Source organism: Pseudomonas sp. JUb42 (assembly GCF_024807945.1).
Classification (GTDB): Bacteria; Pseudomonadota; Gammaproteobacteria; order Pseudomonadales; family Pseudomonadaceae; genus Aquipseudomonas.
The window spans coordinates 247,121-270,250 of record NZ_JANUFD010000010.1 but is presented as its reverse complement, the minus strand read 5'-3'; the positions used below and the strand labels follow the sequence as shown (position 1 = coordinate 270,250).

Here is a 23,130-nt window from a genome sequence, read left to right as displayed (position 1 = left end):
AGGATGTCGTTTTTGCTCAGACCGAAGCGCAGGTGCCAGGGCGTGCCGTGTTGCGCGCGGTAGTCCAGGCGCGCGACTTCGTGGGCCAGGTTATGGAGGGCCAGGATTTGCTCGTGTGGGGTTTGCGCCTGTTGCAGGGCGATCAGCGTGTTTTGCTCTTGGAGGATAAGCGCACGGTTGCCGTTGAAGGACAGGAGCAGGCCGATGGACGAGACCAGAGCCGACGCCATAAACAAGGCGTAGAGCATCCGGGTCGCGGGCCAGCCCAGGCGACGGCCTTTGCCGCCGCGCTCGCTGAGCACGCCCTGCCAGGTCGCGTCCGCGCACCAATGGTTACTTTGCAGATCCTGCGCTTGAGCGGCGGGCAACGGCAGGCTGAACCACAAACCGCGCAGAGGCAGGCCATACGCGAACTCACCGAGCAGCGGCGTCAGGGCCTTGCGCCAGCGAGCGATACCCTCGACATGCAGATCACGGGACAAGCGCGTCAAAAAGTCATGGGTGATCTTGACCTTCATCTGCTTCCAGCCAAGCTGACGCAGCGGCTCCACCAGTTGCGTGAGGCTGTCTTCCAGATGCTGCGCGGTAAAGCGTGCCGCCAGGCTTACGCCCACCGGCTGGGTGTCACGCCCGGTCTGCGGCGACAGACTGGCACAGACCTGCCACAGGTGGATCGGCAACTGCCAGTGCAGCGAGCGCGCCAGATCCTGCAGACGGCGCACGCCCTGACTCATCGCCGCCGTACCGCTGCTGCGGTCCTTGTCCAGCGCCCAGATCACCCCGTCCAGCGCCCGCCAGCGACTCAGGCCCTGCCATTGCTCGGCAAAGGTGACCTTCAATTCATCCTGCGGTCGGCCGCCCCACAGCAACACGGCGTGCTGGCCTTCCAGCCAGTGCTTGTCGGTCAGGCCGGGGGCGATGGCCTCGACGTGATCGGGTTCGCCGACCACCAGCAGCAGCCGTACCTTGTAGCGCCAGAGAGGGCCGTAGTGTTCGCGGAGATACGCACGCGCCTTCGCTCCTTGGTTCGGTTCAATGGCTGCGGGCTTGGGCAGCGAAGGCAGCGGCTGACGCCCCACCCGCATCAGTTTGCCAATGCTGTCCTGCAGTAACTGCCACACCACCAGCGCGACGACAAACAACACCATCCAGCACAGCAGCGCCTTGAACTGCAGATCACGCACCCTGGCTTGATCAATGGGCGGCGCGCCTTCCCAGCCCCACCAGATCACGCCACCTCCGGCGACCAGGAGCGCCGTGATCAGGGCCAGCAGCAGCGTGGTTTGCCAGAGCGGTGTTTTTTCAGTTTCAAGTTCTTGAGTCATCAGGTTTCACGACTCCCAGGGTCAAGGTGTGATGAGGGTCATTGCCCAGCCAGGCGCAAGGCACGCCATGGGTCTGGGCATAAGCGGCGGCCAGGGTCTGCACGACCATGGCCTCCAGGCTGCCCAGGGCACCGAAGTTGGCGTCCTGCACGAACGGACGAATGTTCCAGTTGAGCGCCGCGAGCTCGGCGATAGTGGGTTGGGCGAACGACACGCAGGCGGGCGCGGGTTTATCCAGCTCGCTCTGTTGCAACACCCGCTCGGCCACCGTCGCCAGGTCTTCGGACTCGGCGGCGAACCATTCGCCACGGCAAAAGCGCACACCGCCCTGCGTGCCGAGCAGCCACAGCACCGCCGCTTCCCCGGCCGGCAGGCGGCTATTGGCTTGAGGTGGCAAGGACGCACAGCCGGCACAGAGAATCCGCGCATCGGCGGCCGCGCCCTGCAACTGATCGATGATCACGTCCAGGCTGGCCAGGCCTTGCCAGGGTTCGGGGTGCTCCGGCAGTTTTACCTGCGGGCAGGAGCTGGCCATTTGTTCAACGAAGGCTGCCCAGGCGCTGGCGGTGCCTTGCCAGTAGCAGCGCAGGGGGTGCAAGGCGATGGAGGTTTCATGTTGTCCTTTCCACTGCATCGCAAGCAGCATCGCCAGCTTTCGTTCGCGCTCGGCGATACCGTTACCCTTGAGCTGACGCAGACGCATCGCCAGGCCGCCATCGACTTTTTCCGCAACGGGCGGCTGGTGATCCGGGGTAAACAGTTTCATGCGCGATTCAACGGAGTTACAAACCGGCCCGACCAGCACCGCCTCGACCAGCGCAACCTGCTGCCGATGGCGGGTCCACCAGGCACGCTGAATCTGCCGCGCCGTCTCGGTGTAAGTGTGAGCAAAGTGCTGATTGAAATGGACGTACAGCACCCGCAGCAGAAACACCGTCAGCCACAACAAAAGCACGCCGACCATGCCGACAATCATCACCCTTGGCTCGTACAGATCGGCCAGGAATAACTTGCCGCCCACGATCAAAACGCTTAGCAATGCAGCGCCACTGAGCCACCAGCGTGAGTAGACCGGAGAGCGCGCTCGTGGGTACGGCGCGAAATAGGGGGCCTCGTTCATGGGGTCACCGGTGCAGTAGATTTTGCTGATCGGGTTGAGGCGTTGGGCTTCACGATACCCAGAACCGGAGGGCGTTGAGGATCGCGCCCCCTCCACGAAGTGGGCTTTTTTTGGCGAACAACACCCAAGGCGGCTTGGGTCATCGAAATCATGTCAGACAGATCATCCAACGTCCTGACAGTTGGATCGTCCTTCTCGCTTCTTTTATCGCAGCGGATATCAAGTGTGCGTGGCACGTATGGCTGGGCAAACGACACGCAGATTTGATCAGGCAATGTGTATCCACACAGGTACGGCTTCCCCTGAACCATCGGAGCAAACCTCGGTGCGACGGGAGTGGGCCATTCACCTCGGGAAAAAAACAGCCTGCCCTCCGCGCCGAATACCCAAAGCAACGCAGTCGCATTCTCAGGCTGAGAGCTTTGCGCCAACGTCGATAAGCCTTGGCAACCGCCGCAGAAAATAAAGGCATCGTCAGGCACGTCCTGTAACCGATCGATGATGGCGTACAGGCTGTCAATGCCCTGCCAGGACTCCGGATGTGCGGGTAATCGAACCTCTGGGCAAACATGTGCCATCTGTTCGATAAAGGCCTCCCAGCTATCTTGGGAGCCCAGCCAATAACAACGTAAAGGCTGTAATACGACAGGCTTCGATTGCTGTACAGACCACTGCACTGCAAGCAATTTCGCCACTTGGCACTCGCGCTCAGTAGTATCTACACCGGACACAGTGCCGTGATGGATCGTTATCCAATCAAGGGGTTCTGTTAAATCGGTGGGTTGACGATCTGGATCGAACAAAGCCTGGGTGGCCTCAGGTCTTCTGCAAGTAACCTCTACCAGTACCGCCTCGACCAGTGCGGCTTTGTGCCGATTGCGAGCCTGCCAGTCGAGCTTGAGCTGTTCTACCGTGTTGGCAAAGCGCAGAGCGTCGCGCTCGCGAGAGAAATAAATCAGGTGGACGCAAATAAACCCTACTAGCCAAAGTCCGAGGATGAATCCCGATAGGGGAGGCATAAATATCACGAGGTACCCCCATGGGAGAGTGCTACCAAGCAACACCAGTAACACCAATAGACTCGTGAACCACCACTTATAACGCGGCGGTCGTACTTCAGGACAAAAATCAAATTCAGGCATCTTGCTCATGACACCACCGTCCCTTCATCCATGGAGCTGACCAACGTGCAGCCACAGGCACAACGATGCCCCGCCAGCGCCAGCGCCACCGCACAGCCGTCGACTTCGTACAGATCACTGCCTTCGGCGATAGCGTTCAGGCCATGCAAGTTGCAGAGCACCGCATCGCCCTGGCAGGCAATGGGCTTGCCGTAATAGGGGTAATGCCCCTCCAGCACCTCGCCACCAAACTCACGCAAGGCGTCGCCTTGTCGAATCACGAACTTCATGGCATCACCTCGCGCACTCGGGCGCTCTCGGGTTGTGGGCAGGACTGCGGCTCCGGCAGGCGCAGCGGCGTCTTGATCGGGTAGTCGGGGCTGCCATAGGCGTGGCAGGAGGTCGTGACCTCAAGCTCGTCGCAGGGCAGGAAATGCACGGTGATGCCGCAGACCTTCTGGTGGGTGTAGTCGGGGACGGGGATGACTTTGCTGTGTTTGCGTTTTTGGGCACGGACCTTATCTCGCCAGATCACGTACTTTGCTTCGTCAGCAAAACCCGGGAATTCATAGGAGAGTGGACTCACGGCACTGGCTCCCGTCACCCAATCGACGCGCACTGTCATACCTGGCTGCCAACGCTGAGGCGCGATATAGCAACAGCCTCCCCCACCTCCTTGGTAGGCGCCGATTATGTCTATACCCGACTGGCCATCGACGCTAAAGCGGTTGATGGCCCAGTGAGTGTGGTTGATGGCTTCGATGGTGCTGGCTTGGGCGTTCAGGCTAATCACCGTGGCGGCCATCCCGCACAGAACAGCAAACAACGAGCGCAGCGGGGCAAAGTAATAGTGAGTAGCATCAGGCTGGCGCATCGTTCACCTCGCTGGCCTGCGCGTGATAAGCATCCCAACGGGCGGCGATGGATCTTTGTGCCTCGGCCTTGCGCTCGGCGTCCATGGGCGCTGGCTGCGCGGGCAGAGCCTGCTCAATACATTGCAGGCGTGGATCACCCGGCAGTAGCGCCTGACCGTTTCTGTCATAGGGCGCCAACTTTCTGGAGTTGGTCTTGCCGAAGAACACCATGCGCTCGCGCAGGTAGCTGCCGAGGGGTTCACGGGACCAGATCGGCAAACTTAAGAACATGTAATAGAGAAACCAGGCGCGGGAGTCGTGGACCTGATTGTCGAACAGATCGCGCAACAAGCGCTCGGGCTGACAGGCCTCGCGAACGTCATCCTGGTAAGTGCGCCAGCGCTCACTTGCAAGGCTTTTCGCGGGTGGGAACATCCGGCCGACCAGGGCCTGAGATTGCGATGTCATCCACTCGCCCCCGGTCATGGCGGCTTCGAACTGCCGGGCGGCCTCAGGCGTTGTGGGCTTATCCCGGCCCAACCGGATGGCCAAGGCGTCAGGGCCTCTATCGCGGTAATGCTCAGCAAACTCCTCGGCTGCTTCGCGCAACTGGGTTCGCGCCATATCCGGATCGAAGTCCTTGAAGCCGGGTTTCATCGGCTTTTTGACCTTGCCACCGCCGCGCTCGTTGGCATATTGCTGCTTGCGGTCCGCGACGACCAGCGCATGTTTACGGTCGCGCAGGGCTTCGGCTTCGGCGCGGATGGCAGGGTCGGCATGATCATCTGTTGCCGCCTGGTAGAACGCGGTCTGCTTGAGGCTGCCACCGGCATAACGATCAATACGCCAGGCAGTGATCCAGGCCATCTGTGTGAGCAGGGCTTCTTCCAGGGTAACGCTGGCGGACACTGGCTCATAGCGTATGGCCTGTTCGTCTGTGATGGGTTGCTCGGCAGGAGGCAGACCGAGGGTGACTTGACGCCAGGCGTTGAAGCGGTTTATGAGTTCTTGCGCGACATCAAACTCCCTCACTGCTTCAGTATCCATCACCCGCCATGGCTCATTGTTTCTCGATACAGGCAAGGCGGTTTTTGGCACTTTCAACGGGGCGCCGTGGGCAAACGCATCGGCATACAGATCGCCCAGCGCTATCTGCGACAGCAACAGGCCGTCACCTACCCTGGGATCGTCGCTTATGGCCTTGCCCTGATCCCCCGGCGGATATCCCCCACCCTGATCGGAGTGCATGCCGGGATGCAGCACCTCCACGCTATTGGTCGGGTAACGGCCATCCTCGCGCCGGATCGAGTCCAGCGGAAAGCACAGCCGCTGCTCATGGCTGGCGACGATATGCAGGCAACGCTTGACCAGTTCACCGTCGGGCAATTGCTGATTACCATCGGCCCAGCCCTGATGGCCTTCGGCCCAGGGAATGATATCGGCCGCGCCCACCGAAGCCACGGTATCCAGCAGGCCGATGTATTCGACCGTAATGGGCAACGTCACTGTATTGTTCATTTTCAGGGCGGGCGGATTCTCGTAAGCCGTTTTGCCGAAGGGGATCAGCAACTCGTGCAGCCAACTGACAAAAGCCCGCGCCGCCGCCGCGCCCCGGGAAAAACCATAGACATACAGCTTGACCCCCAGCAGTTGGCACTGACCGGCATTGGGCCGCATGGCAATTTCCAGGGGTTTGACCAGGGGCCAGAATTGCGTGATGAACTGGCGCTTGCGATTCTGGCTACCACTCAAGGCCTCCATGCCGTGAGTGGTGCCCATGGCGTTGACAGCCGCGCGCAGGCTGTCGTTGTCCTGCCGGGGCAACTTCAGGGCACGGCGCAGGGCATCGATGATCATCAGCAGGCCCCAGTTGATCCGTTCTTCGCCATAACCGGCGACAGCCAGGCCATAGGTGCCGTAGTCAAAGTCGCCCACTTCCGGAAAGGGCGTGCCAACGCCGGGCATGTAGTACTTGTAGTACTGGCCATTGCCCGTGCCGGGTTCATCGGTCAGGCGCTGGGCCTGATCGTTATGTGCAGTGCCTGCGGCATAGCCATCACCAATACTGGCGCGAAATAGCCGGGCGATATTGGTCGGGTGCGGTGCATTGCCGGACTCATACAAATCGTTATTGAGGTTATTGCCCGTGCCATCGAAAAACAGGCTGATATGCAGGGTCTTGCAGCACGGTGGCTCAACCGGGTGCCCGGCCGCCACGCTCAGGGCATCCTGGTAATCGTCTTCGAGTTGCTGCTGACGCTGGATATTCTGCTGGACCTGCTCTGGGCGGCTGGGCAAACGGCCCTGCATGGGAAATTGCGGCGGGTACCAAAGAGAGGCAGGTTTCATTGCGGACATGATTGTGGCTCCGGCAATTGCAACGGGGTCTTGATCGGGTAGTCGGGGCTGCCATAGGCATGGCAGGAGGTGCTGACCTGCAATTCATCGCAGGGCAGGAAATGCACGGTGATGCCGCAGACTTTTTGGTTGGTGTAATCGGGGACGGCCACGACTTTGCTGTGTTTGCGTTTTTGTGCCTCAAGCTTGTCAACCCAGGCGTAATACTTGGCTCTATCGGCAAATCCCGGAAACTCATAGGCAAGGGGGCTTACCCCACTGGCTCCCGTTTCCCAATCCACCCGCACCTTCATCCCCGGCTGCCACCGCTTAGGGGCGATATAGCAACAACCTCCGCCACCCCGTTGGTAGGCGCCGATAATGTCGATACCCGACTGGCCATCAACGCTGAAACGGTTGATGGCCCAGTGGGTGTGGTTGATAGCTTCAATGGTGCTGGCCTGGGCATTCGGTGTGAATAGAGTGATGGCTAGGCAGCAGGCACTGCTGAGCACGGTGAATTTCATTGCGGACATGATTGTGGCTCCGGCAATTGCAACGGGGTCTTGATCGGGTAGTCGGGGCTGCCATAGGCATGGCAGGAGGTGCTGACCTGCAATTCATCACAGGGCAGGAAATGCACGGTGATGCCGCAGACTTTTTGGTCGGTGTAATCGGGGACGGCAACGACTTTGCTGTGTTTGTGTTTTTGAGCGTCGATTTTGTCAAGCCATGCATAGTATTTGGCTCGATCAACGAAACCAGGGAACTCACCCGCGAGATCGCTCATCCCGCTGACGCCCGTTTCCCAATCCACCCGCACCGTCATACCCGGCTGCCAACGCTTAGGGGCGATATAGCAACAACCTCCGCCACCCCGTTGGTAGGCGCCGATAATGTCGATACCCGACTGGCCATCAACGCTGAAGCGGTTGATGGCCCAGTGGGTATGGTTGATGGCTTCAATGGTGCTGGCCTGGGCAGTTGAGGCGAGCAAGCTGATGGCCAGGCCGCAAAGCGTGGCTGCCAGCGCCTGGGACAATGAGGTTTTAAGCATCGGGTTTTTCCTGCCCATGCAGTCGTGCGAGGGCGAAAGCTGCGCGTTCGGGCTTAAGCAACAATCCCGCCTGACTGGCCTCAAGCAGAGCAGCGAAACAGGTTTGAAATCGCTGTTCGGCGTTCGAGGTACGAGGCAGGTTGTCTACCAATTGACTAGCCTCACCGGCACATCTGAGGGCAGCCATCTGCAGGTCATCGAGCACGATGGGGCCTGGGGCCTCCGGGTGGGCAGGTGCTGTATCCTCGCCTGGCAGGTACTGAGGCGCACCATCGCGATCAAGCCAACTCCAGAACACCACAGGGCGCAGCAATAGCTGTTGCTGCTCAGGATCCAGGACATGACTGAGCAGTTGCGGGAGCAGGCGTGCGCTATAGAAGCGAAACAGCCCCAAGTCGTTGCCATGGCGCGCCTCTGCGCAGGCACCGAAGTGTTCGGCCAAGGTCTCAAAGGGCCAGCGCGAGGCCAGCAACAAAAGCGGCAGATTGTTTTGGTAGTGCTCGATCAGATTGATCAGCCAGAACCGCTGCAGTGGTTGCGCCAGATCGACCCGCACCAGCAGTGGCACCAGATCGTCGTCGCCTTCTTCCGCCAACCCGCTGAACAGCGGGTGCCAGAGCAGTGGCGGCTCGACGCTTAGTACGCTGCGCAGCAGAAAATCAGCGTTGCGGGCCTGATCGATGATGAGGTCAATGCTGCTGATGGCCGCATCGACGCAGCTGTCTTCGAGCAATTTGAACCAGGTATCGATATGAGTAGCGGTCATACTTTTCTCTCCTTGCGTACGAACCCTGTTTCTTGTGCGGCTGCTTTTATCTGGCATTCCCGGCACACCGACCCCGGCAACTCCGGCAGCGCAAACGCCTGCCCCTGCGGCCCCTCGACCCGATGCCGGCCCTTGATACTCACCAGCCCCGGCCCGTGGATCTGGATCTCGCCACTGGGGGTGATGCGGATGTAGCCGCCGCCACTGGCCAGGGTGATGCCGTTCTTGGCGGTCAGTTGCAGGTGGCCTTGCACCGATTGCATGGTGATGTCCTGCTGGGCGATGAGGTTGAGCAGGTCGCCGTGGGACTCGATCTCTAGCGGGCCTTTGCCCGAGACCAGGCGCATGCCTTCCTGCTGGGCCAGCAGGGAGATGGCCTGGTTGGACTGGGCAGACAGGCGCTGGGCGGCGGCGATGTGGATGTCATCCTTGCTTTGCAGGTACAGGGCCTTGCCGCTGTTGAGCAGCAGGCTGGCCGGGGTGACAGCAGCGATGCCGCTTGGGGCGCTGAGGAGGATGGCCGGGGCGTGCAGGTCCTTGGCGTCGGTCTGCAACTGGCGCAAACCGTCAAGGGCGGGCTCGTGGCTGTGGTGGGCCTGGGCGACGGTTTGCCAGCCGGCCATTTGTGTATTCGCGCCCTCGATCAGGTGGGTCGCCGGGGTCATGTCCAGCGCTTGGCCCTGGGCCTTGGCCTGCTTATCCGCACTGATAAACACACCCTTGCCGCCACGTATCGCGCCCCAGCCATCGGTGCGCAGTTCAAACCCCTCACCACGTTTCTTCTTCTCGGCATCGACCAGATGCCCGAGATTGAGCTGGCTCTTGCCGCTGTACTCGGTACTGAGCTTGACGTGCTCTTCACCGCGCCGATCTTCCATGCGCAGTTTGTTGTTGGCTGGCGTGCGCAGGACGTTGCGGGTGTAGTCGCGTTTGCCCAGGGTGACGTGGTCGGGGTGTTTGTTGTCATGCAGGGCGTGGGCGATGTAGGGCCGGTCGATATCGCCTTGTTCGAAGGCCACCGCCACTTCTGTGCCGCAGATCAGCGGCAGGTGCAGGCCGTGGGTGTCACCGGCGTAGGGCCGGGCCAGGCGCAGCCACATACTTTCCCAGCCGGGTTTCCAGGTGTCGCGGTCGAACAGGAAGTTGACCTTGTAGCGGCCTTCCATATCGATATGCCCGTAGGGGTCATTGGCGCGGGTGCTGGCGACTCGCGCGGGGACGGTGCCGGCGATTTGGGGTTTGGGCAGCAGCGGTGGGCGAAAGCAGATGTCTTCCGCGTAGGGCATGGCCTGGAATGTCACTTCCAGGCTGCGGTTACGGGCCGCAGTGAGTGTTACCTGGGTAATCACTGCGCCGGGCTTGAAGGCGACGGGGGCATTGTCGGTGATCTTGAGGATCTGCGCCGGGGCCAGGGTCGCCAGGCTGCTGATACCGCTGAGGCGGGTCTGGTCGTTGAGGTAGCGTTCGTGACGCAGGCGCGCATAGAAGAAGCCGCTTTCACTTTGCAGGTCTTCGTCCTTGGCCAGTTTGTCGCCGAGTACGCTGTAAGGCTCACCGTAGTGGTAGGCCTCACCGTAGGTGGTGGGGTCGCCTCGGGTCTGGTCCACCTCGCCATCAAGCCAGGCGCGGGCATCACGGTGATGGTAGGCGCGGAAGTTGATGGCTTTTTCGACAACCTGATGCTGGGTCTGCAGAGCCCAAACGCTGTCCTGATCGCTGTCGCTGAGGCCCGAAGGCGGCAGGTTGGGCAACTCGATACGCGGCCTGATGTAGTGACGCTGGTCGTCGTGGAACTCCACCACGTCGATCTTCAGGCGCTCGTCACGGGTCAGGCGATACCAGATGCCGACCTCGGCCAGCAGCCGGGAAATAAACGCCAGGTCGCTTTCGTTGTACTGCATGACCTGTTCACGCTGGGGGTAGTCGCGCACCAGACTGAAGAGAAAGTCCTGCCCCTCGAAGTCGTGACGACTGCGCAGGACACTTTCAACGATCTGCGGCACGGACTGCTGTTGGTAGATGCGAAACTGTTTGCCCTTGCCGAGCAGGGCCAGGCGTGGCTGCACGGTGACTTCATAGCGCGCTTCGTCGCGGGAACTGGACAGGCGTTTGAAGTCAGTGATCATGCCGTGCAGGGTGCGCAGGGGCGCTTCGGGCAAATCGTTGAGCGAGCTATAACTTCTTTTTGCAAGCGTTACAGGCATCCGGTGCAGAGTGAAATCAGCGCGTTTGCCGAGGATGCGGTCCACGGCGATGTCCTGCTCGGGGCAGGTGAATTCCACGATGTATTTGTAGGGTTCGCTCAGTTGCTCCGTGCCGGTGAAGGCGAGGATGTCGAGGGTGGCGTCGAGGCCTTTGACGCGGAGTTTGTGGCGGGTGTGGTCGAAGAAGATGCGTGAAGGCGTGGACATGGTCAGTCATCCAGGTGCAAGAGCATGCTGATTTAGGCAAGGAAGGCTTTTATCAAGCGGCTAACAGTGTTTTTTCACAGGTGGCCCAACTAAAATTATTAGTAGTTAGTGAGAGTCAGCCCTTGTTTGACGCGCTCAATAGACGGCCTGTCGCGAAGGCTTTAACGATTATTGAAATGGTTCGAGTGTGGTAATTAACTGCGCGTTGCGAGGGCGACATTGATTTATCGCTGAGTGGAAATCTATAGGTATTGCTGAATTAGAGATGATCCTTACATTGATTTCGGAAAACTCCTACGTATATGGCTTTTTAACGTAATTAAATAAACTGTTACTTCATTCTAATGTTTTGTTACTCAAGTCGAATAAGCCGAGGTACTCAAGAGTGCAGATGGTGATGCGTCTCAATCGTAACGACGTACTGACGTTCCCTCATTCCCGGTTTGCCGCTGGGTCGGGCTTTCGCCCATAATCGATTTCTTTAGCCTCATCGAATATCCGCAGGAGCCCCATGGAGCAATTTCGCAATATCGGCATTATCGGCCGCCTGGGCAGTGTCCAGGTGCTCGATACGGTTCGCCGACTCAAGAGGTTCCTGCTCGAACGGCACCTGCATGTGATCCTCGAGGAGACCATCGCCGAAGTGCTGCCCGGTCACGGCCTGCAGGTCTCTTCGCGCAAGATGCTCGGTGAAGTCTGCGACCTGGTCATCGTCGTCGGCGGCGATGGCAGTCTGCTGGGCGCGGCGCGGGCCCTGGCCAAGCACAATGTGCCGGTGTTGGGGATCAACCGTGGCAGCCTGGGTTTCCTCACCGACATTCGTCCCGATGAGCTCGAGCTCAAGTGCGGCGAGGTGCTGGACGGCCACTATCTGGTGGAGAACCGCTTCCTGCTCCAGGCCGAAGTACGGCGGCACGGCGAGGCCATTGGTCAGGGCGATGCCCTCAATGACGTGGTGCTGCACCCCGGCAAGTCGACGCGGATGATCGAGTTCGAGATCTATATCGACGGCCAGTTCGTCTGCAGCCAGAAGGCCGACGGCCTGATCGTTGCCACGCCTACCGGTTCGACCGCCTACGCGCTGTCCGCAGGCGGGCCGATCATGCATCCCAAGCTCGATGCCATTGTGATTGTGCCGATGTACCCCCATACCTTGTCCGGGCGGCCGATTGTGGTCGACGGCAACAGTGAGCTGAAGATTGTGGTGTCCAAGGATATGACGATTTATCCACAGGTGTCCTGTGACGGCCAGAACCACTTTACCTGCGCACCGGGCGATACGGTCACGGTGAGCAAGAAGCCGCAGAAACTGCGGTTGATCCATCCTCTCGATCACAACTATTACGAAGTCTGTCGCACCAAGCTTGGCTGGGGCAGCCGACTTGGTGGTGGAGGCGACTGATGCTTGATCCGGCGCGAAGCTACGACTTGATTGGTGACGTGCATGGTTGTGCCCATACCCTTGAGCAGTTGCTCGCGGACATGGGCTATCGGCTCCAGAACGGAGTCTGGCGGCATGCTTCGCGCATGGCGGTGTTCGTCGGTGACATCATCGACCGCGGCCCGCGCATCCGTGAAGCGCTGCATATCGTTCGCAATATGGTCGAGGCCGGCCAGGCGTATTGCATCATGGGCAACCATGAATTCAACGCCCTGGGCTGGATGACCCCGGCGCTCCCCGAGACCGGCAAACAGTTCGTGCGTGAGCATACGCCGCGTCACGCCCGCCTGTTGGGCGAGACCCTGGCGCAGTTCGAGCCTTACCCTGACGAGTGGCTGGACTTCATCAACTGGTTCTACGAGCTGCCGTTGTATATCGACGCCGAGCGCTTCCGCGTGGTCCACGCCTGCTGGGACGCCAACCTGATCGAACCGTTGCGCGGGTTGCATGGCAACGGCTGCATCGACAAGCATTTCGTCCAGGCCTCGGCCGAGGCGGGCAGTTTTGCCAGTGCGGTGTTCGACCGCCTGCTGCGCGGCACCGACATGCGCCTGCCCCACGGCATGACCCTGACCGGTGGCGACGGCCTGACCCGCGCCTTCTTCCGCACCAAATTCTGGGAAGATGACCCGCAGACCTACGGCGACGTGGTGTTCCAGCCGGACGCTTTGCCCGAAGGCGTGGCCAAGACGCCGCTGTCCAGCACCGAGAAAAACGCCTTGCTGCGCTATGGCATGGACGAGCCGCTGTTGTTCGTCGGCCATTACTGGCGCAGCGGCATCCCCGCACCGATCCGGCCCAACCTGGCCTGCCTGGATTACAGTGCCGTGCTCTACGGCAAACTGGTCGCCTACCGGCTGGATCAGGAAACTTCTATCGACCCGAGCAAGTTTGTCTGGGTCGATGTGCAACGTCCCGAGGCGGTTTGATGAACCCTGTTGCTGTCTTTCGCCTGCCATTGACCACTGATCTGAGTGGCTTTGTCAGTCTGTTGCACCGTTTGAATGTGCCCCATCGCGTCAGCGAAGAGGGTGGCGAGCAAGTGCTCTGGGTGCCCGACGCGCCTTCGCTGGTAGACGACGTACGCACCCTATATGAACGGTATCCCCAGGGCGATCCCCAGGCCGAGCTGCCTCAAGGCAGCAAGGCCCCGCTGTTGACCCGGCACGCAGGCGTCATTCAGCAGATACGCAATAGCCCGATGACCTCCTTCGTGTTGCTGCTGTGCCTGATCGTCGGCGGCGTGACCCTGCTCGGTGACAACCTGCAGGCGATACGCTGGCTGACCTTCATGGACTTCCACGTCATGGGCGACCAGGCCTATTTCGTGCCTCTGGCCGACAGCCTGGCGGCAGGGCAGTGGTGGCGTATCGTCACGCCGATGCTGATCCATTTCGGCATCCTCCATCTGGCGATGAATGCCCTGTGGTTCTGGGAGCTGGGGCGGCGCATCGAGCTGCGCCAGGGCGCCTGGCACCTGTTGGGCCTGACCCTGATATTCAGCGCTGTGTCCAACTACGTGCAATACGCCTGGAGCGGTCCCAACCTGTTTGGCGGCCTGTCCGGCGTGCTCTACGCGTTGCTCGGACATTGCTGGATCTACCAGATGCTGGCGCCCAATCCGGTCTATCGCATGCCCCGTGGCGTGTTGGTGATGATGCTGGTGTGGCTGGGCCTGTGCATGTCGGGGCTGGTCAGTGCCATAGGGTTCGGCGAAATCGCCAACGGCGCCCATGTCGGCGGCCTGATCATCGGTTGTGTTACGGGTCTGCTCGGCGGGGTAATTGCCCGCTTTAAGCGCTAAACTGCCGCCCATATTTTTTGGAGAGCCTTATGTCCTCTTTTATCGAAATGATTGAAAACATCACCCCGGACATCTACGAGAGCCTCAAGCTGGCGATCGAGATCGGTAAATGGTCCGATGGCCGCAAGCTGAGCCAGGAACAGCGCGAGCTGTCCATGCAGGCCATGATCGCCTGGGAAATGCACAACCTGCCGGAAGACCAGCGTACCGGCTACATGGGCGCCCAGGAATGTGCATCCAAGTCGATTACCGTGCCCAATATCCTGTTCAAGTCGGATGCCATCCATTGATCGAGATTGGCCGCGGTGCAGTCAACAAAATGTCAGCGCGTCTTGATACGCCGCTGGTGCAGTACGGTTTTCGCCTGGGTGACAGCGAGTTTGCGGTCAACCCGTTGATCGGCCAGCAGGTCCGCCTGGAATACCTCGGCGCCATCCATTGCAGCCATTGCGGGCGCAAGACCAAATCCAGCTATAGCCAGGGCTATTGCTTCCCGTGCATGCAGAAACTGGCTCAGTGCGACATCTGCATCATGAGCCCGGAAAAGTGCCATCACGCTGCGGGCACCTGCCGCGACCCGGCGTGGGGCGAGCAATTCTGCATGACCGATCACATCGTCTACCTGGCCAACTCGTCCGGCGTAAAAGTCGGTATCACCCGTTCGACCCAGTTGCCGACCCGCTGGCTCGACCAGGGCGCCAGCCAGGCGTTGCCGATCCTGCGCGTGGCTACCCGCCAGCAGTCCGGCTTCGTCGAAGACCTGCTGCGCACCCAGGTGGCGGATCGCACCAACTGGCGCGCGCTGCTCAAGGGCGACGCCGAGCCGGTGGATCTAGTCGCCATCCGTGAGCAACTGTTCGACAGCTGTGCAGACGGTCTGGCCGGTCTGCAAGAACGATTCGGTCTGCAAGCCATCCAATTGCTGCATGACGCCGAGCCGGTGGAGATTCGTTACCCGGTCGAGGCCTATCCGACCAAGATCGTCAGCTTCAACCTGGACAAGAACCCAATCGCCGAAGGCACGTTGCTGGGCATCAAGGGCCAGTACCTGATCTTCGATACCGGGGTCATCAATATTCGTAAGTACACGGCCTATCAACTGGCCGTGCATCAGTAGAAGGAACGCCTCATGCGCACCGAACAGCCGAAAATGATCTACCTGAAGGATTATCAGGCGCCCGAGTACCTCATCGATGAGACGCACCTGACTTTCGAGTTGTTCGACGACCACTCGCTGGTGCACACGCAACTGATCATGCGCCGTAACCCTGCCCGTGGTGGTGGCCTGCCGCCGCTGGTGCTGGACGGTCAGCAACTTGAGCTGCTGTGCGTGCGCCTGGACGATGTCGAGCTGACGTCGGCTGACTACCAGTTGACCCCCGATCACCTGACCCTCCAGCCCAAGACCGTGCGTTTCGTCATCGACAGCACGGTGCGCATCCATCCGGAAACCAACACCGCCCTGGAAGGCCTGTACAAGTCCAGCGGCATGTTCTGCACCCAGTGTGAGGCCGAGGGTTTCCGCAAGATCACCTATTACCTCGACCGCCCGGACGTGATGAGCAAGTTCACCACCACGGTCAGTGCCGACAAGCACAACTTCCCGGTGCTGCTGTCCAACGGCAACCCGATTGCCAGCGGCCCCGGCGACGAAGGCCGGCACTGGGCAACCTGGCAGGACCCGTTCATGAAACCGGCCTACCTGTTCGCCCTGGTGGCCGGTGATCTGTGGTGCGTGGAAGACACGTTCACCACCATGAGCCAGCGCAACGTCACCCTGCGTATCTACGTCGAGCCGGAAAACATCGACAAGTGCCAGCACGCGATGGACAGCCTGAAGAAGTCCATGCGCTGGGACGAAGAAACCTACGGCCGTGAATACGACCTGGATATCTTCATGATCGTGGCCGTCAACGACTTCAACATGGGCGCCATGGAGAACAAGGGCCTCAATATCTTCAACTCCAGCGCTGTACTGGCCCGGGCCGAGACCGCCACCGACGCCGCGCACCAGCGGGTTGAGGCCATCGTCGCCCACGAATACTTCCACAACTGGTCGGGCAACCGCGTGACCTGCCGCGACTGGTTCCAGCTGTCGCTCAAGGAAGGCTTCACCGTGTATCGCGATGCCGGTTTCTCGGCGGACATGAACTCGGCCACGGTCAAGCGCATCCAGGATGTCGCCTACCTGCGTACCCATCAGTTCGCCGAAGACGCCGGCCCCATGGCCCACGCCGTGCGCCCGGACAGCTTTATCGAGATCTCCAACTTCTACACCCTGACCGTGTACGAAAAGGGCTCGGAAGTCGTCGGCATGATCCGTACCCTGTTGGGCGCCGAAGGCTTCCGCAAGGGCAGCGACCTGTATTTCGAACGCCACGACGGCCAGGCCGTGACCTGTGACGATTTCATCAAGGCCATGGAAGACGCCAACGGCGTCGACCTGACCCAATTCAAGCGCTGGTACAGCCAGGCCGGCACGCCACGCCTGACGGTGAGCGAGTCCTACGACGCTGCAGCCAAGACCTACAGCCTGACCTTCCGCCAGGGCTACCCGACCACGCCGGGTCAGCCTGCCGAAAGCAAGAAGCCCTTTGTCGTGCCGGTCGAACTGGGCCTGCTCGACCCGCAAGGCCAGGAGATCCCTCTGCGCCTGCAAGGTGAAGCCGCGGCGTCCGGCACCAGCCGTGTGCTGTCTGTTACCGAGGGCGAGCAGACTTTCACCTTCGTCGATATCCCGGCCAGGCCGCTGCCATCGCTGCTGCGCGGTTTCTCGGCACCGGTGAAGCTGAGCTTCCCCTATGATCGCGACCAACTGATGTTCCTCATGCAGCACGACAGCGACGGCTTCAACCGTTGGGATGCCGGCCAGCAACTGTCGGTGCAGGTCCTTCAGGAACTGATCGGCCAGTACCAGCAAGGCCAGGCCCTGCAAATGGATCAACGTCTGGTCACGGCCCTGGCCACGGTGCTGGGCGACCATTCCCTGGATCAGGCCATGGTCGCGGAAATGCTTTCCCTGCCGGGCGAGGCTTATCTGACCGAAATCAGCGAAGTGGCCGACGTCGATGCTATCCACGCCGCCCGCGAGTTCGCCCGCAAGCAACTGGCCGATACCCTGTTCGACACTCTGTGGACCCGCTACCAGGCCAACCGCGAGCTGTCGCGCAGCACCGCGTATGTCGCTGAGGCCGAGCACTTCGCCCGTCGCGCCCTGCAGAACATCGCCCTGTCGTACCTGATGCTTACCGAGAAGCAGGAAGTGCTGACGGCCTGTATCGACCAGTTCGACACTGCCGATAACATGACCGAGCGCCTGACCGCCCTGGCGGTATTGGTCAACTCGCCGTTTGCCGAAGAAAAGGCCAAGGCCCTGGCGGTGTTTGCCGAGAACTTCAAGACCAACGCCCTGGTCATGGACCAGTGGTTCAGCGTCCAGGCCGGCAGCCCGTTGCCGGGTGGCCTGGAGCGGGTCAAGGCGCTGATGCAGCACCCGGCCTTCACCCTGAAGAACCCGAACAAGGTCCGCGCGTTGATCGGCGCCTTCGCCGGGCAGAACCTGATCAACTTCCATGCGGCGGACGGCTCCGGCTACCGCTTCCTGGCCGATCTGGTCATCGAACTGAATGGCTTCAACCCGCAGATCGCTTCGCGTCAACTGGCGCCGCTGACTCGCTGGCGCAAATACGACAGCGCCCGTCAGGCGTTGATGAAGGCTGAGCTGGAGCGCATCCGTAACTCCGGCAACCTCTCCAGCGACGTGTTCGAAGTGGTGAGCAAAAGCCTGGCGTGATGCTCGTCTGTGGCTGAAAACAGGGCTGCCCATGCAAATGGGTGGCCCTTTTTATGCGTCCTACTAACGCATCAGAAGTTTCCGAGGATTCTCCAGATCCCTCATACACAACGATTAGATACGCCCCGCAGAGACATTTCGTAACCCCGTTCATCCTGTCCTGGCGCGCTGGAACGGCCTGTTTGCCGTTCTGCGCGTCATCCAATAAACGGTATGGACGTATTGATGAACGGACCGAAAACACTGCTATTACTGGGGCTGGTCGCGGTTGCGCCACAGATTTGGGCGGATGCACAGGTGAGTCGTGAGCAGCTGTTTCAAGTGGGCGATCTTGAGCTGAGTGTGGGCATGGGGCTGTTGAGTGGCAAGGCTGAGGAAAAAGCCTATGACACCGAAGATGGCAAGAAAATCAGCCAGTTGGATTGGGATATCAAGCAGGCCACTACACTGCATTTTGGCTTGGCCTATCACCCACTGGATTGGTTGTCCCTGAATTTAGGTGGCTGGACCCGTGTGGCGGGGGGCAGCAGTCATATGAAGGACTATGACTGGCTCGACGACGAGCAGGATGACTGGAGTCATTACTCGACCCACCCCGATACTCGTCTCACCAAGGCTTGGCAGGCTGAAGTCTCCGCCACTGCCTGGGCTATCAAGCGTGACAATCTTGCCCTTGGTGTCATGGCAGGCTATCAACGCAATCAGCTGGGCTGGGAAAGCAACGGTGGCCGTTACACGTACTCCTCGGAAGGGGATTATCGCGACCGGCAAGGAAGGTTTCTGGATGACGTCAAAGTCATCAGCTATCGGCAAACCTACGATACTCCGTAAGTTGGCCTGGTCGGCGTGTACACCTGGCAGAATTGGACCCTGGACAGCCGCTTCAAGTACAGCCAGTGGGTCAAGGGCAAGTCCTTCGATAACCACTACCTGCGCGACCTGTCCTTCAGCGGCGACTACGGCAACTCGGGTCGCATGCAAAGCCTCGCCCTGGGGTTGACCTGGCGCGTCGACCCGCAGATGTCGCTAAGGGCCGGCGTTGACTATCAGGTATATGCCGAAGCCAAGGGCAGCGTCCTGGCACGACATGTACCGAGCGGTGAAACTCATCTGTACGACGGCAAGGCCGGCTCCCAGGCCAGCCGTACGTTGTTGTCCAGTGTGGCATTGACCTATCAGTTCTAACCTGAGAGAAGCACGTGGGAGCCAGCTTGCTGGTTCCCGCACCTAAATCATTTGAACTGAAATGCGATTTTGTAGGAGCCGCCGAAGGCTGCCAAAGCGATGTATCAGGCACACCCCTTCGCAGCCTTCGGCAGCTCCTGCAGATCCTGTTGTGTCAGGGCCTGCCGGAATCTCTTGCTAGCTGTGTTTGTAGTTTATATGTGATTTGGCATCCCATCCCGCCAGCTACAGTTCTCAATCAATCCCAGTGATAACGCTTCAATCATCGCCTCGCGCTTAACAAAAGATAACGTCATGTCGATTGTCATGGCTTTCCAAAGCTGGATAGGATGGAGCCGCTCCGAAAGCTGTTCTAGAGCGTTTGCACTGCTTCTGACGCTTCGCGGCACCCTGATAAAAATAAACAAAGGGGACCTTCATGAGTGAGCCTGTCAATTGGCACACCCGTACCAGTGTTATTGCGATCAATCGTTATCCATTGGCATTGCAGATCAAAACAGCCCTGACGCTGTTGCTTGCCCTGACCCTGACTGATGCGGTTCAGGCAGCTGATGCACCGGCTACCGATGCGGCTGCGCTCTATTCCATCGAGTCGACCAAGTCTTCCCGCGACCTTCTGCTGGATGTCGTCCATGCTGGCGCGCGCCTGGTGGTGGTCGGCAATCGTGGCCACATCCTTTACTCCGACGATCAGGGCAAGACCTGGGTCCAGGCCAAGGTGCCGACCCGGCAGTTGCTGACCTCGGTGTATTTCATCAACGACAAGCAGGGCTGGGCGGTCGGTCATGACGCGCAGATCCTCGCCAGTACCGATGGTGGCGCGACCTGGACCAAGCAGTTCGAAGATATCAAGCGTGAAGCGCCGTTGCTGGATGTCTGGTTCAAGGACGCCCAGACCGGTTTTGCCGTCGGCGCCTATGGCAGCCTGATGACGACGACTGACGGTGGCCAGCATTGGCAAGACGTCAGCGACCGCCTCGACAACGAGGATCAGTACCATCTCAACGGCATTGCCCAGGTCAAGGATGCCGGGCTGTTCATCGTCGGCGAGGCGGGCGCGATGTTCCGTTCCGCCGACGACGGCCAGACCTGGGAAAAGCTCGAAGGGCCTTATCAGGGCTCGCTGTTCGGTGCGATCGGCACCGCCCAGGCCGACACGCTGCTGGTCTACGGCTTGCGTGGCAACCTGTTTCGCTCCACTGATTTCGGCAGCACCTGGGAGCCTGTGCCATTGCAGGGCGAACGCGGCTCGCTGGAATTCGGCCTGTCCAATGCTGCGCTGCTGGCCGACGGCTCGCTGGTGGTGGTGGGCAATGGCGGCACGGTATTGCGCAGCACTGACGACGGCCTGACGTTCCAGGTGTTCAACCGCCCGGACCGGATCTCCCTGTCCGGTGTCACGGCGGCCGCTTCGGGCAACCTGGTTCTGGTAGGGCAGGGCGGCGTTCGCGTCACCTCGCCAACGGGCGCCGAGACGACCCAACAATAAGACCGAACAAAGGCGGGGCAATACAGGCATGAGCAATCTTCAACACACCCAGCACCAGCATGATGAGAAGGCCACCTTTCTAGAGCGGTTGATCTTCAACAATCGCCCGGCGGTGATCCTGATCTGTCTGGTCGTGAGTATCTTTCTGTTCTGGCAGGCCACTCTGGTAAGGCCATCGACCAGCTTCGAGAAAATGATCCCCCTCGCTCATCCGTTCATCCAGAACATGATGGAGCACCGCAACGATCTGGCGAACCTGGGTAATACGGTGCGTATCTCGGTGGAGGCCACCGACGGCGATATTTTTTCCAAGTCGTACATGGAGACCCTGCGGCAGATCAACGACGAAGTGTTCTACATCGCCGGGGTCGACCGCTCCGGGCTCAAGTCCTTGTGGAGCCCGAGTGTGCGCTGGACCGAGGTGACGGAGGAGGGCTTTGCCGGTGGCGAGGTGATTCCCCAGAGCTATGACGGCTCCGATGCCAGTCTCGACAAATTGCGCAACAACGTCCTCAAGTCAGGCCAGATCGGTCGTTTGGTAGCCAACGATTTCAAATCCAGCATCGTCGATATCCCGTTGCTGGAGTCCTATCCGGATCCGGAAGACCAGGGCAAGTTGATGGCCCTGGACTACCAGAAATTCTCCCATCAACTGGAAGAAAAGATTCGCGACAAGTTCGAAGCGCAGAACCCCAATATCAAGGTGCATATCGTCGGTTTCGCCAAGAAGGTAGGTGACCTGATCGATGGTCTGGTGATGGTGGTGATGTTCTTCGGGGTGGCCTTTATCATCACCCTGGTCCTGCTGGTCTGGTTCACCCGCTGCATGCGCAGCACCATTGCGGTGCTCAGTACCACCCTGATTGCGGTGATCTGGCAACTGGGCCTGATGCATGTGGTGGGGTTCGGCCTGGACCCGTACTCGATGCTGGTCCCGTTCCTGATTTTCGCCATCGGCATTTCCCATGGCGTGCAGAAGATCAACGGTATTGCCCTGCAATCCAGTGATGCCGATAACGCCCTGACGGCGGCCCGGCGTACCTTCCGCCAGCTGTTCCTGCCGGGCATGATCGCCATTCTGGCCGATGCGGTGGGCTTCATTACCCTGCTGATCATTGATATCGGGGTGATTCGCGAGCTGGCGATTGGCGCGTCCATCGGTGTTGCCGTCATTGTGTTCACCAACTTGATCCTCCTGCCTGTAGCGATTTCCTACGCCGGTATCAGCGGTCGGGCCATTCGCCGCAGCAAGAAAGATTCGGTCAGCGAGCATCCGTTCTGGCGTCTGCTGTCGAACTTTGCCAACCCGAAGGTCGCCCGTGTCTCGGTGATCCTGTCTTTGATCGCCCTGGGTGGTGGCCTCTGGTACGGACATAACCTGAAAATCGGCGACCTCGATCAGGGCGCGCCGGAACTGCGACCCGATTCGCGCTACAACAAGGACAACAGTTTCATCATCAATAACTACTCGACCAGTTCCGATGTACTGGTGGTCATGGTCAAGACGCCTCGCGAGGGCTGCTCAGCCTATCCGACCATGTCGGCGATCAACGAGCTGGCCTGGAAAATGGAAAACACGCCGGGGGTGCAATCGGCGATTTCCCTGGTCACTGTGTCCAAGCAGATGATCAAGGGCATGAACGAAGGCAACCTGAAATGGGAGTCGCTGTCGCGCAACAAAGACGTGCTCAACAGCTCCATTTCCCGCGCCGATGGCCTGTACAACAACGATTGCTCTCTGGCGCCACTGCTGGTGTTCCTCAACGATCACAAGGCCGAGACTCTGGATCGTGCGGTGCATGCGGTGCAGGACTTCGCCAAGGACAACAACCGCGACGGCCTGCAATTCCTCCTCGCGGCGGGTAACGCCGGGATCGAAGCGGCGACCAACGAAGTGATCAAGCAGGCTGAGTTGACCATTCTGATCCTGGTCTACCTCTGCGTGGCGGGCATGTGCATGATCACCTTCCGCTCCTGGGCGGCGACCCTGTGCATCGTTCTGCCGCTGGTGCTGACTTCGGTGCTGGGTAACGCGCTGATGGCGTTCATGGGCATCGGCGTCAAGGTGGCGACCCTGCCGGTAGTGGCGCTGGGCGTGGGTATCGGTGTGGACTACGGCATCTATATCTACAGCCGCCTGGAAACTTTCCTGCGCGCCGGTCTGCCACTGCAAGAAGCTTATTACGAAACCCTCAAGTCCACCGGCAAGGCCGTGCTGTTCACCGGGCTGTGCCTGGCCATCGGTGTCTGCACCTGGATCTTCTCGGCTATCAAGTTCCAGGCCGACATGGGCCTGATGCTGACCTTCATGCTGCTATGGAACATGTTCGGCGCGTTGTGGCTGCTGCCAGCGTTGGCGCGTTTCCTGATCAAGCCGGAGAAGATGGCGGGCAAGGTGGGGAATTCGTTGTTTTCCCATTGATACAA

At 60.0% G+C, this 23,130-nt stretch carries 17 protein-coding genes and 2 pseudogenes; 9 read left to right on the top strand and 10 right to left on the bottom strand.

Translation table 11 applies throughout. The features are described from left to right. The 10 genes and pseudogenes from M2401_RS21095 to M2401_RS21050 form a co-directional block, all read right to left on the bottom strand. Positions 1-1,325: pseudogene (locus tag M2401_RS21095) on the bottom strand (type VI secretion protein VasK); the annotation flags it as partial. After that, entirely contained in the window at positions 1,309-2,445 is a 1,137-nt protein-coding gene (locus M2401_RS21090; protein WP_259105755.1) for a hypothetical protein, read from the bottom strand. The gene M2401_RS21090 and the pseudogene M2401_RS21095, both read right to left, overlap by 17 nt. Further along, positions 2,442-3,596, bottom strand: a complete 1,155-nt coding sequence (locus M2401_RS21085) for a hypothetical protein (RefSeq protein WP_259105753.1) — start codon at positions 3,594-3,596, stop codon at positions 2,442-2,444. Before M2401_RS21085 ends, M2401_RS21090 begins: the two co-directional genes overlap by 4 nt. Continuing rightward, positions 3,593-3,856, bottom strand: coding sequence for a PAAR domain-containing protein (locus M2401_RS21080; protein WP_259105752.1), 264 nt, complete (start codon positions 3,854-3,856; stop codon positions 3,593-3,595). Before M2401_RS21080 ends, M2401_RS21085 begins: the two co-directional genes overlap by 4 nt. Next, complete coding sequence (locus M2401_RS21075) at positions 3,853-4,371, bottom strand: DUF3304 domain-containing protein (protein ID WP_259105771.1); 519 nt, start codon at positions 4,369-4,371, stop codon at positions 3,853-3,855. The genes M2401_RS21080 and M2401_RS21075 overlap by 4 nt, the downstream gene beginning before the upstream one ends. A gap of 55 nt (positions 4,372-4,426) precedes the next feature. Continuing rightward, positions 4,427-6,778, bottom strand: coding sequence for a DUF2235 domain-containing protein (locus tag M2401_RS21070; protein WP_259105750.1), 2,352 nt, complete (start codon positions 6,776-6,778; stop codon positions 4,427-4,429). Further along, positions 6,766-7,284 (bottom strand): DUF3304 domain-containing protein, encoded by a 519-nt coding sequence (locus tag M2401_RS21065; RefSeq protein WP_310504144.1) that lies wholly within the window; start codon positions 7,282-7,284, stop codon positions 6,766-6,768. The genes M2401_RS21070 and M2401_RS21065 overlap by 13 nt, the downstream gene beginning before the upstream one ends. Continuing rightward, positions 7,281-7,814: a DUF3304 domain-containing protein gene (locus M2401_RS21060; protein WP_259105749.1), complete on the bottom strand. Its 534-nt coding sequence runs from the start codon at positions 7,812-7,814 to the stop codon at positions 7,281-7,283. The genes M2401_RS21065 and M2401_RS21060 overlap by 4 nt, the downstream gene beginning before the upstream one ends. Continuing rightward, a complete protein-coding gene (locus tag M2401_RS21055; RefSeq protein WP_259105748.1) occupies positions 7,807-8,580 on the bottom strand; it encodes a DUF4123 domain-containing protein in 774 nt (257 codons plus the stop codon). Before M2401_RS21055 ends, M2401_RS21060 begins: the two co-directional genes overlap by 8 nt. Next, positions 8,577-10,991 (bottom strand): type VI secretion system Vgr family protein, encoded by a 2,415-nt coding sequence (locus M2401_RS21050; RefSeq protein ID WP_259105747.1) that lies wholly within the window; start codon positions 10,989-10,991, stop codon positions 8,577-8,579. Before M2401_RS21050 ends, M2401_RS21055 begins: the two co-directional genes overlap by 4 nt. Positions 10,992-11,502: 511 nt before the next feature. On the opposite strand from M2401_RS21050, the gene M2401_RS21045 reads away from it, so the two are divergent. From M2401_RS21045 to M2401_RS21005, 9 genes and pseudogenes are all read left to right on the top strand, one after another. Continuing rightward, the gene (locus M2401_RS21045) at positions 11,503-12,393 is read left to right on the top strand and encodes an NAD(+) kinase (RefSeq protein WP_259105746.1); all 891 of its coding nucleotides are present in this window, start codon (positions 11,503-11,505) and stop codon (positions 12,391-12,393) included. Further along, positions 12,393-13,361 carry a metallophosphoesterase gene (locus M2401_RS21040; protein WP_259105745.1) on the top strand — a complete coding sequence of 323 codons (969 nt, stop codon included), beginning with the start codon at positions 12,393-12,395 and terminating at the stop codon, positions 13,359-13,361. The genes M2401_RS21045 and M2401_RS21040 overlap by 1 nt, the downstream gene beginning before the upstream one ends. Continuing rightward, entirely contained in the window at positions 13,361-14,236 is an 876-nt protein-coding gene (locus M2401_RS21035; RefSeq protein WP_259105743.1) for a rhomboid family intramembrane serine protease, read from the top strand. Before M2401_RS21040 ends, M2401_RS21035 begins: the two co-directional genes overlap by 1 nt. Positions 14,237-14,265: 29 nt before the next feature. After that, positions 14,266-14,526 carry a YeaC family protein gene (locus M2401_RS21030; protein WP_259105742.1) on the top strand — a complete coding sequence of 87 codons (261 nt, stop codon included), beginning with the start codon at positions 14,266-14,268 and terminating at the stop codon, positions 14,524-14,526. Continuing rightward, on the top strand, positions 14,523-15,353 hold the full coding sequence (locus M2401_RS21025) for a DUF2797 domain-containing protein (RefSeq protein ID WP_259105740.1): 831 nt from the start codon (positions 14,523-14,525) through the stop codon (positions 15,351-15,353). Before M2401_RS21030 ends, M2401_RS21025 begins: the two co-directional genes overlap by 4 nt. 12 nt (positions 15,354-15,365) lie before the next feature. Further along, entirely contained in the window at positions 15,366-18,029 is a 2,664-nt protein-coding gene (gene pepN, locus M2401_RS21020; protein WP_259105739.1) for an aminopeptidase N, read from the top strand. 213 nt (positions 18,030-18,242) lie between these two features. Then, a pseudogene (locus M2401_RS21015) lies at positions 18,243-19,214 on the top strand (omptin family outer membrane protease). Positions 19,215-19,632: 418 nt separating this feature from the next. Then, positions 19,633-20,703 (top strand): YCF48-related protein, encoded by a 1,071-nt coding sequence (locus tag M2401_RS21010; RefSeq protein ID WP_259105737.1) that lies wholly within the window; start codon positions 19,633-19,635, stop codon positions 20,701-20,703. Between the two features lie 28 nt (positions 20,704-20,731). After that, on the top strand, positions 20,732-23,125 hold the full coding sequence (locus tag M2401_RS21005) for an RND family transporter (RefSeq protein ID WP_259105735.1): 2,394 nt from the start codon (positions 20,732-20,734) through the stop codon (positions 23,123-23,125). The last annotated feature ends 5 nt before the right edge of the window (positions 23,126-23,130 follow it).